Source organism: Rhodoblastus sp. (assembly GCF_019449565.1).
Taxonomy (GTDB): Bacteria; Pseudomonadota; Alphaproteobacteria; order Rhizobiales; family Beijerinckiaceae; genus Rhodoblastus.
In genome coordinates, this window is sequence record NZ_JAGRPM010000043.1 from 64,407 (window position 1) to 72,949 (window position 8,543).

Consider the following 8,543-nt stretch of genomic DNA (forward strand, 5'->3'; position numbering starts at 1 on the left):
GAAAAAATCATTGTATTTCAATATGTAGCTTAGCCACAGACGCATCGGACTCCAGACTTTTTCAGCAGCCTATTGGCTCGCCGGCCCTGTTACGATGGTCCGGTCTGGCGCGTCGCCGCTGGTTTTTGAAATTCGGCACGACAGCGCCGGGCTGGCAAAGGCCAGGCGAGGTGCTTTGCGCAGACATTTGGGAGGAGAGGTATGAGCAGCAGCACCACTTCCGCTGTCCGCATACGCAAGAACGTTTTGAAGCTGGGCAGTCTTGGCGACGATTTGCATTGGTACGGCCGCGCGGTCGCCGATTTGCAAGCGCGCGCACTTACCGATCCAACAAGCTGGCGTTATCTCTCCGCGGTCCACGGCTATCAGCGCGCTATTGATCCGAACCCGACGAATGTGCCGTTCCCCTCGAATGCCGATCAGCGCCAGTTCTGGAACCAGTGCCAGCATCAGACATGGTATTTCCTGCCGTGGCACCGGGCCTACCTCATTTGCTTCGAACAGATCATCGCGGCGGCTGTTATCAGGCTCGGGGGACCGGAAGGCTGGGCCTTGCCGTATTGGAACTATAGCGACCCCAGCAACAACAACCGAGCCCGGCTGCTGCCTGCCTCTTTTGTCGATCCGACGCTGGCGAACGGCACGCCGAATCCGCTCTATGTGAAGGGCCGCAATTCGTCGACCGCAGATTTCCAAATCCCTGACGCTGACGTGAGCTTGCAGCATCTGACCTATGGTCAGTTCACGGGCGGTTCGACTGGTGTCCATCCAGGATTTGGTGGACCGCAGACGGGTTTTAGTCATGGCGGGCATATCAATGGCGGCATCGAGGATGTGCCGCACAATCAAATTCACGACGACATCGGGGGGATCATGGGCGACCCGCGGACGGCGGCGCTCGATCCAATCTTCTGGCTGCATCACGCCAATATTGATAGGCTGTGGGAGGTATGGTGGAAGACCCGCGGCAACGCCAATCCGACCGATCCGAATTGGCTCATCAATCAAACGTTTGAACTGCACGATGCTTCGGGGAATGTTCTGACGTTCACCGCCAGCCAGGTCCTCGACACCACCCAATTGCTGCATGGCTATGTCTATGACGACATCTCTGATCCGATTCCGGCGAGTTCGCAACTCACGGCGATGGCCGCGGTGGTAGCGCCGGCGCTGAGTCCCGAGCCCGAACCGGCTGGCGCGCAAGAGCAGGTCGCGCTGGACGCCCCGCAGGTGACGGTGCGCGTGGCGCTGCGGCCAAACGTGGCGCAAGCGGTGCGAAACCGGATGGCCACGGCGCGGCCGCTGCGCGCCTTCCTCAATCTGGAGAACGTGACCGGAAGCGGTTTCCTGCCCAAATATGACGTCTACATCGATGTGCCGCCTGCCGGGCAAGACACCGGCAACCGCTCGCCGTTGCAGGTTGGAAGCCTGTCGCTGTTCGGTGTTGCGGCGGCGTCCGATCCGGACGGTCCGCAGGGCGGCAGCGGGATCACCTCTGTTATCGAGATCACGCAACAGGTCGAGCTGCTTCGCCGCGAAGGACTATGGGACGAGAGCCGGCTGCATGTAACGTTCAGAAGGCGGGAGACGGGCGGATGGGCACGCGCGCCGCAGGGAAATTTGAGGATTGGGCGAATCAGCGTCTACTTTGGTTGACTGGCATTGTCCCGTTGCAGACCGCCGCCGCCACGCCGCTGCAATCGGCGCCGGCTTTGTGGGCCGCAAGGCGCCCGGAATGGTGGACGCTCGCGATCAGCTTGGCGGCATGGTTCATCCTCATAGCCAGCGCGCGGGACGTCGGCGTGCCCCTATGCTCCAGCACGCCGCGGTCGCCGTGGTCGGACGCCGCTTTCGGCTGGATGGTTATGACGCTCGCGATGATGCCACCACTGGTCGTGCCTTCCGTCCGACATGTCGCCTTTCGCAGCCTTCGCGAACGGCGCCAGTTCGCGATCGCCGAATTTCTCGCCGGCTATCTTGGTCTGTGGCTTTTGGTCGGCGTCGGGATGATTGGGCTCTCTTTCGCCATCGGGCCGGTTCGCTCAGGAACGGAAGCCCGGATCGTCGCCATTGCAGCCTATGGCGCAGCCATTCTTTGGCAATTTACGCCTGCCAAGCGCCGCGCTTTATGGCGGTGTCATCGCACCGTTGCGCTTGCGCTCGATGGATGGCGCGCGGATTTCGCATGCCTGCGTTATGGCGTTGGCGCCGCCCGCGACTGCGTATCAAGTTGCTGGATATTGATGGCGCTCCCGCTTCTCGCGCCACACAGCCTCGCCATCATGGCCTGCGTCCAGGCGGCGATGTTAGCTGAACGCTATCAACGGGCCCGGCACGTACGGCGCGCGCGATCCATATGGCTGCTCTGTACGGCCTTCTTACTCGATGTCTATTAAAGTCTGGCTTAAGCCCGTCTCAGCAATGGCCGCTTCATCCTCGTGAAGAGACGTCATTTAGACAGGTCCGAGGACCGCTTGGGGTCGTTTGGGACGGTCGTCGAACATCGTGCGGATACGGCTTCGAGCCGAAACCCGTCGTCATCCGAGGGCGGCAAGCGTGTGATTTTGACCACGAGCCACCCCGAACAAGGCGACGTCAACCGGGTTTCAGCTCGTTTTTAATCGATGTCACCGTGGGTTTAGGTCTCTCTGCAACGGCGGGTGACCGAGCGCTCATCGCCGCCGCGATCGCCCCGCCGATCGTGTTTGCCGCTTTGTGCATGGGATCGGCATCGAGGTGAGCGTACCGGTGCGTTGTAGCGGCTTGGCTATGACCGAGCAGTTTACCGATAATCGGCAGCCCCAAAGATGCGCCTGCACCGAAGCTCGCGAAGCTGTGCCGCAAATCGTGGATGCGCGTGCCCTCGATCCCGGCGGCCTTGGTCACCGCGCTCCAGGGCTTTTTGAGATCGGAACGCGGCGCGCCTTGGTTTTCTCCAGGGATGATGTGTGGGTTGCCCTCAATTCGGGGCAAATCGCGCAAAATGTCGAGCGCTGCTACTGACAGATAGATGGGCTTCGCGCCCGTCTTGCTGTCGGGCAGGTGGATGATGCTGCGCTCGAAATCAACCTGTTCCCATTTCGCGTGCAGAATTTCGCGCAAACGGGCTCCGGTGAAAATTAGAAGGCGGATGGCCGCCGCCGCGTGCTGATCGATTTTCGTGCGGCGGTTGTTTTTCGGAATGTGCTTAGATTTGGGGGGGCTCTCGTCGATCGTCCATTCCAGTCCTTCCGTTTCGGCGAGGCGGAGTATTTCGCCCAGACGGGCTAATTCCTCGCTGCCAAGGAAGCGCTCGCGTTTCCGCTCCTTGTTGCGCTCGATGCCCTTAGCCGGATTGGCGGCAAACTCCACCTCGTCGCGCTTCGCTGACCAGTTCCAAATGCTCGAAATCAGCGCGAGAACGCGGTTCCCCGTGTATGGCTTTTCCGCCAGTTTTGCATGCAGCTTGGCGATTTCGGCGCGTCGGATGTCCATGATTCGCTTCGATCCGATCGCCGGGTAGATGAACCGTTTGAGCAAGGCCTCGTAATCGGCCTTCGTGCCGCTCTTGCGCTTGGGCTCGACATGCAGCTTGATGAAGTCCTCCGCCACTTCGCGGAATGTCCGGACTGCCCGCGCTTTGCGGCGCTCTTCGACCGGATCGGCGCCTTGTTCGACCTGACCCAAGATCGTTTTCGCCATTGAGCGCGCCTCGTCGGGCGTCAGTCGGCCGTGCTCGCCGATCGAAACGCGGCGTGAGCGTCCGTCTTTGCGATATTGGGCGACATAGACCTTTTTGCCGGAGGAAAAAGCAGCGACGCCGAAGCCGGCCAAGGCGTCGTCCCAGAGGATTTCGCGGTCCTTTCCGGCTTGGCAAATAAGGCAATCAACCGAGCGTTTTGAAATGCGGCCTTGGGGCAATGTTGGGACCCTCAAACATGGTTGTCCGGTAAGCGCCTGGTAAGCACGGTAAGCATCTGGTAAGCAGATTTAGGATAGCGCGAGCAATCAGCGGAAATCAATTGAAATCAAAAATAAGAGGATTTTCAAGATATTATGGACGAGCAGAAAACTCTAGACATCACCAGAAATGTTAGGCCGTCAAACTTTTAATCAGAGGGTCCTGGGTTCGAGTCCCAGCGCGCTCACCATATTAAGCCATTGAAAAACAAAGGGTTTTAGAAACAAAGCGGCCAGAAACGGCCGCTTTTTTCTTGCTTTGGGCCAAAATTGGACCACGCTAAGCCGTTGAAAATCAATACGAGCGACTTTGAGTGTTTTTGCGCGTGGCCCAGAATTGGCCCAAAAACGGCTCGGCGGCTTGGTCCAATATGGCCCAAAGGAATCGGCGCGCACCTGGCGTCAGCCGGTGCGCAAACGGGGCTTATCGGCTAATAGGTAAGGCGTTGATTTGGCGCGTCACTTCGTCGGAATCGATTTCGCCGGCGATCCAGCGCTCGTAAATGGCGTCGGCGCCAGGATTTGGCATTATTCCTTCGATCCGGTTATGCGCGTTGGCTTGCTCGACCGCATGCCGCCGTCGCGCTTGCTCTTCTGCCGACATGTGTGGCTCAGCGGCGGCGCCGCGAGGGATCGCGATGGCGTGGAGACGGCGGCGTCCTTCCTCGACGTCAACTAGGACGCCAAGGCCCTCGCCCTTGCTAAACTCGACCTTGTTGGCATGAACCGGAATGAGCTCAGCCGGCGCCGTGGGTTTGTACTTTTGGACCAAGGCTCTAGCGCGGCGTTTCCAGTCGTCACGCTGCCAAAGCGCCTTTTCGGCGCTCAATTCGTGATAATCGCTGGCGATGAACCGCACGAGGGCGCGCAGCTCTTCGAACTCATCGATCTCGGCGCGTAGTGCGTCTCGAAATGCTCTATGTGCCAGGACTGCAGCGCGATCGAACAGTCCGTCGGAGTCCGGCGTGAGGGCGCCGCAATCGACCAGCGCCATCAAAAACGGCAACGGGACGGCGAGCAGGTCGGCGGCGTCTTCGGGCGTGATCTTTTCAATATTCATGCTATGTTCCTACCATGGAACGCGAAAAAGAGACACTCACGCTTGAACTCGAAGAGCATGAGATCCTCGAGTTGCAGCGACGCGCAGATGCCGCTGGCTGCACCATTGACAAGATCGTCGAGGCGATCTTGCAGCATTATGTTGCGCTCGACGACGATGTACGCCTCAAATCTGCGGCGCCTGGCATGGCGCGCTCGACCGTTTCAAAACGACGGCGCCGGAGGATGCGCGGGAAGTTACAAGCAGCCAAGGCCGCCGCGCGCGATGGCGACCCACGCCGCGCCGGACGAACATCGGAAATGCCAGACGACCTGCGTGCACTCGCGCTCGATGGCCTCAACCAGCCGTATGAACCATGACACGCTCGATCATCTCAAAGCGCCGGCGGCGGCGGATGCGCGAGAAAATCGACCGGCGCGCCGAGGCTTTGGCCCGCATGAAGGCGCGCGCCTGGGAAGCGCCCGCCGATTATCGCTTCGACCGCGACGAGGGCAACGAGAGGTGAAGGCTTCCATCGTCTCAAAACGCCGGCGGCGGCGGCTGCGCGGCAAAGTTCGCACCGCACGCGAGCTGGTTACAGGCGCCTTGCCATTTCCAGTTGGTCTACGTGAGCGCATCGCGGCGCTGACGGCTGGCATGGTTGTCGACCTGGACGACCTGGACGAAACCCCGCGCATCGCAACGATCGACTTCGAAGCATCGTCTATTTTTGGATGGCCGATCGAAGTCGGCTGGATGCGCGAGGGCGACGACAAGCCGCGCTCAATGTTGATACAGCCGGCGCCCGGCTGGTCAACGTCAGAATGGAGCGAAGATTCCGGGCAGGTCCACTACATAAACCCGCGTGACCTGGAGCGCGATGGCGTCGACGTGCGCCAGGTCGTCGACGCGCTCCAGGCCGACCTGGCAGGCTTTGCCGTCGTCAGCGACGCGCCGCACCTTGACCAGCGCTGGCTTTCCCGGCTCTGCGAGGCCGCCGGCCGTCCCGTGCCTTTTACAATCGACGCCGCGCCAGCCTTGGTAAAGGTCGGGCCTGTGCGACATCGCGCCGGGCCTGACGCTGGGCAACTTTTGCGCGCGATCCTCGCGGCGCGGCCCGGTGAAGCGGACGCAGAATTTGCGGCGGCCTTTCTGGCGCAAAAAGGCTCGATTTCGGATGATGTCAAGGTGGGGATCGATGATCCAACTACGAGCCGGCGCGCGTTCACGACGGCCACGTTGTCGCCAGAGCAAGTCGAGTTGATCGCGCAGTCGGAAATGGATCCGCGCCACGACAATCTGAATCGGTTGCTCGACGAGGACGACTAAACATAAACGCCGCCTTCGATCTGCCCTAACAGCGTGAAGACGCGCCGGCGGCCGTCTGCCGTCTTAAGCATGTCGATCGGCCTTCGCTGCTCCAGCACCATCGCAGGGCGGCGCAGCCAGGCCAGGGCGTCCGGACCGATGACGTCAGCGGCCAGCTTGCGGACTTCAGCTGGCGTCGGCGCTGCGTTCTCGCGCTTGGCGAGCTCGCGCGCGACTTTCGCGACCAGCGACCATACGGACTGTCGGCGCGGATGGTCGCCGACGAATATCTTTTGATGCATGACGGCGTCGGCGCCAGTTAGCGGATTCGGCTCGGTACGGGCGCCGACGATGGCATAATCCGAAATGTCGGCCAGGCCGGACAGGTTTTCGACATTCGCGAAGGCGACGAAGCGATCGTTAATACGGATTTCAATTTGCAGCATCATTTTTCTTTCGAATAACGCGCCCCGAGCCGGTAATAGCGGCTATAGGTCAACGCCCATCCTGCCTTTTCGTCGATAGCCAGCAACGCGCTGGTTCGTTTGAGCTTGTCGCTTTTCAGCGTCGGATGGCCGGTGACGCGACCGACAAGCATAACGACGCCGTCGACGCGCACGAAAACCCAATCTTCAATCAGCGGCGCGCTGGACAGGTCGGATTCCGTCGGCATGTAGCCGGATGACAGCTGGTCAAGGGCGCGATATGCGTCGCGGGCGCGCTGGTTTTCGCTTTCGTCCGTCACGACAGCATATCCGCGCCGGTCAGCACCAGGGCGTCGCCGCGCACGTCCCACGGCGTCGAAAGGGTATTTTCGATGAAGAGGCTTGCCGTCGTATTGTGCGGCTTTTCGTAATTGATATCGTCGTCGACAATTATCTGGGCCATTTCGCTTCTGAATTTTACGACCGCGGCGATGGTCCATGCCGTGCAATTCAAAACCGTCGAAATTTCTGTTTCCGTGATATTCCGCATAACGAGCTTTTCAATTCGGCCGAACGCTGGCACTATAAAAATAGACAAGGGCTTTTCCCTTCTTTTTGTTTTTGGGTTTTGACGCGGACTCTGCATAAACGAAATCCGCATCATTTTTGAAAACGGTTGCGGCTGTTTCGCTTAAACGTGCATTGTTCTGAATTTATGGCTTAATATCAGCATATTGGCGTTTTGTCTTCCGAGTGCTTTTTTGGCGTTTAGGGCGAACGAATGCGGTCTGTCCAGCACAAAATACGGCACAATATGTTCGTTATTTGTTCCTGTTTTGTCGGGCTTCCTAAGGCGTCTTGGCGTGTGGCCGCCGAGGGTATCCTTCGGCTCAGCACGAGGTGGATGAGGTCGAGTTTTGACCCGGTTTTCGGTTTAACTTTAATTTACGCGGTTAAAGGCGCTTGAACATCGCTCGACTTGCGCAGGGTGTCTGGCGAGGTTATTTTGATCTTAAGGGTTTCGGGTGGGTTGCTTCCTTTTCAACTCGGGCCTTTTCTTCGGCTGCATATCGTTTCGCCCAATAGCCGCGCCCTGGCAGGGGGATCTCGAGTCTCTTGCAGCGTTTGGCGATTGCCACGTCGCTTACGCCATAAATTTTGGAAAGTTTTGACAAGGGCGCCACGGAAACGAGGTTCTCCAGCTTCTGCTTATCGAGCGTAGGCCATTCATCAGCTTTTGGATGTCCCCGACGGCGTTCAGCGAGACGAGCAGCGCGTTCGGCCTCAGCGCGCGCTCGAGTCTCGCGCTCCGTTTCGCTCTGGATGCGCTTTCGCTCGTTTTCTTTATCGATCGCAAGAGCGATGCGAGGAATCGGAGCGTCTGTTCGACGTAAGGCAATGATTGAATAATGCGCACAAGCAAAGACAAAGCGGCTTGCGGCGAATTTGATGATGTCACTCTCGCTTGCATTTTCATCGTCGAGCCAATCGCTATCTTCAAGAGGAAGAAACGGTTCGGCGCGATGCCTGATGCCCCAAAGCGCGGTGGGGAATAGGGTAGGTTCCGCACGCAAAAGTATTTGTGCCAGACTGGGGCCGCCGCGCCATCTGTGACGGGTTTTGCCCCAAAGATATGAACAAAGCCAAATAAATGCAGTTCTTTCTTTAGTATTGGCATTTTCATAGAGCAACCTGTTGATTGCCACTGAGAACTGACCCGCTTTGGGCGGGCATTTCCACTGAGATTTGACCCATGTTTGAACTTCTCCCGGCTGGCGTCAGCGGGGGTCTTTGGAGTGATAGACATGGCGTTATTGAGCGTTATCCGGCGC

General features: G+C 58.9%; 10 protein-coding genes. 4 read left to right on the forward strand and 6 right to left on the reverse strand.

What is annotated here, in order from left to right:
• Nucleotides 1–201: 201 nt before the first annotated feature.
• Entirely contained in the window at nt 202–1,656 is a 1,455-nt protein-coding gene (locus QZ409_RS11280) for a tyrosinase family protein (protein ID WP_296710888.1), read from the forward strand.
• On the forward strand, nt 1,653–2,396 hold the full coding sequence (locus tag QZ409_RS11285; protein ID WP_296710891.1) for a DUF2182 domain-containing protein: 744 nt from the start codon (nt 1,653–1,655) through the stop codon (nt 2,394–2,396). The genes QZ409_RS11280 and QZ409_RS11285 overlap by 4 nt, the downstream gene beginning before the upstream one ends.
• A gap of 199 nt (nt 2,397–2,595) precedes the next feature.
• On the opposite strand, the gene QZ409_RS11290 is transcribed toward QZ409_RS11285, so the two are convergent.
• Entirely contained in the window at nt 2,596–3,900 is a 1,305-nt protein-coding gene (locus tag QZ409_RS11290; RefSeq protein ID WP_296710894.1) for a site-specific integrase, read from the reverse strand.
• 463 nt (nt 3,901–4,363) lie between these two features.
• The gene (locus tag QZ409_RS11295; RefSeq protein WP_296710896.1) at nt 4,364–4,999 is read right to left on the reverse strand and encodes an antitoxin VbhA family protein; all 636 of its coding nucleotides are present in this window, start codon (nt 4,997–4,999) and stop codon (nt 4,364–4,366) included.
• Between the two features lie 14 nt (nt 5,000–5,013).
• On the opposite strand from QZ409_RS11295, the gene QZ409_RS11300 reads away from it, so the two are divergent.
• Both QZ409_RS11300 and QZ409_RS11305 read left to right on the forward strand, forming a co-directional pair.
• Nucleotides 5,014–5,358 (forward strand): hypothetical protein, encoded by a 345-nt coding sequence (locus tag QZ409_RS11300; RefSeq protein ID WP_296710898.1) that lies wholly within the window; start codon nt 5,014–5,016, stop codon nt 5,356–5,358.
• Between the two features lie 142 nt (nt 5,359–5,500).
• Nucleotides 5,501–6,307 carry a hypothetical protein gene (locus QZ409_RS11305; protein WP_296710901.1) on the forward strand — a complete coding sequence of 269 codons (807 nt, stop codon included), beginning with the start codon at nt 5,501–5,503 and terminating at the stop codon, nt 6,305–6,307.
• Here the strand turns inward: QZ409_RS11305 and QZ409_RS11310 are convergent.
• The 4 genes from QZ409_RS11310 to QZ409_RS11325 all read right to left on the reverse strand — a co-directional run bounded on the left by QZ409_RS11310 (nt 6,304) and on the right by QZ409_RS11325 (nt 8,402).
• On the reverse strand, nt 6,304–6,732 hold the full coding sequence (locus tag QZ409_RS11310) for an antitoxin Xre/MbcA/ParS toxin-binding domain-containing protein (RefSeq protein ID WP_296710904.1): 429 nt from the start codon (nt 6,730–6,732) through the stop codon (nt 6,304–6,306). The two genes, QZ409_RS11305 and QZ409_RS11310, sit on opposite strands and share 4 nt — an antisense overlap.
• On the reverse strand, nt 6,732–7,031 hold the full coding sequence (locus QZ409_RS11315) for a DUF6634 family protein (RefSeq protein WP_296710907.1): 300 nt from the start codon (nt 7,029–7,031) through the stop codon (nt 6,732–6,734). The genes QZ409_RS11310 and QZ409_RS11315 overlap by 1 nt, the downstream gene beginning before the upstream one ends.
• On the reverse strand, nt 7,028–7,174 hold the full coding sequence (locus tag QZ409_RS11320; RefSeq protein WP_296710910.1) for a hypothetical protein: 147 nt from the start codon (nt 7,172–7,174) through the stop codon (nt 7,028–7,030). Before QZ409_RS11320 ends, QZ409_RS11315 begins: the two co-directional genes overlap by 4 nt.
• A 538-nt stretch (nt 7,175–7,712) precedes the next feature.
• Nucleotides 7,713–8,402: a hypothetical protein gene (locus QZ409_RS11325; protein ID WP_296710913.1), complete on the reverse strand. Its 690-nt coding sequence runs from the start codon at nt 8,400–8,402 to the stop codon at nt 7,713–7,715.
• Nucleotides 8,403–8,543 lie beyond the last annotated feature (141 nt).

Bases quoted from the DNA above. Each gene is read 5' to 3' on its own strand.
- QZ409_RS11295 (WP_296710896.1), bottom strand. From the start codon at position 4,999: ATGAATATTGAAAAGATCACGCCCGAAGACGCCGCCGACCTGCTCGCC.
- QZ409_RS11310 (WP_296710904.1), bottom strand. From the start codon at position 6,732: ATGCTGCAAATTGAAATCCGTATTAACGATCGCTTCGTCGCCTTCGCG.
- QZ409_RS11320 (WP_296710910.1), bottom strand. From the start codon at position 7,174: ATGGCCCAGATAATTGTCGACGACGATATCAATTACGAAAAGCCGCAC.
- QZ409_RS11300 (WP_296710898.1), top strand. From the start codon at position 5,014: ATGGAACGCGAAAAAGAGACACTCACGCTTGAACTCGAAGAGCATGAG.
- QZ409_RS11280 (WP_296710888.1), top strand. From the start codon at position 202: ATGAGCAGCAGCACCACTTCCGCTGTCCGCATACGCAAGAACGTTTTG.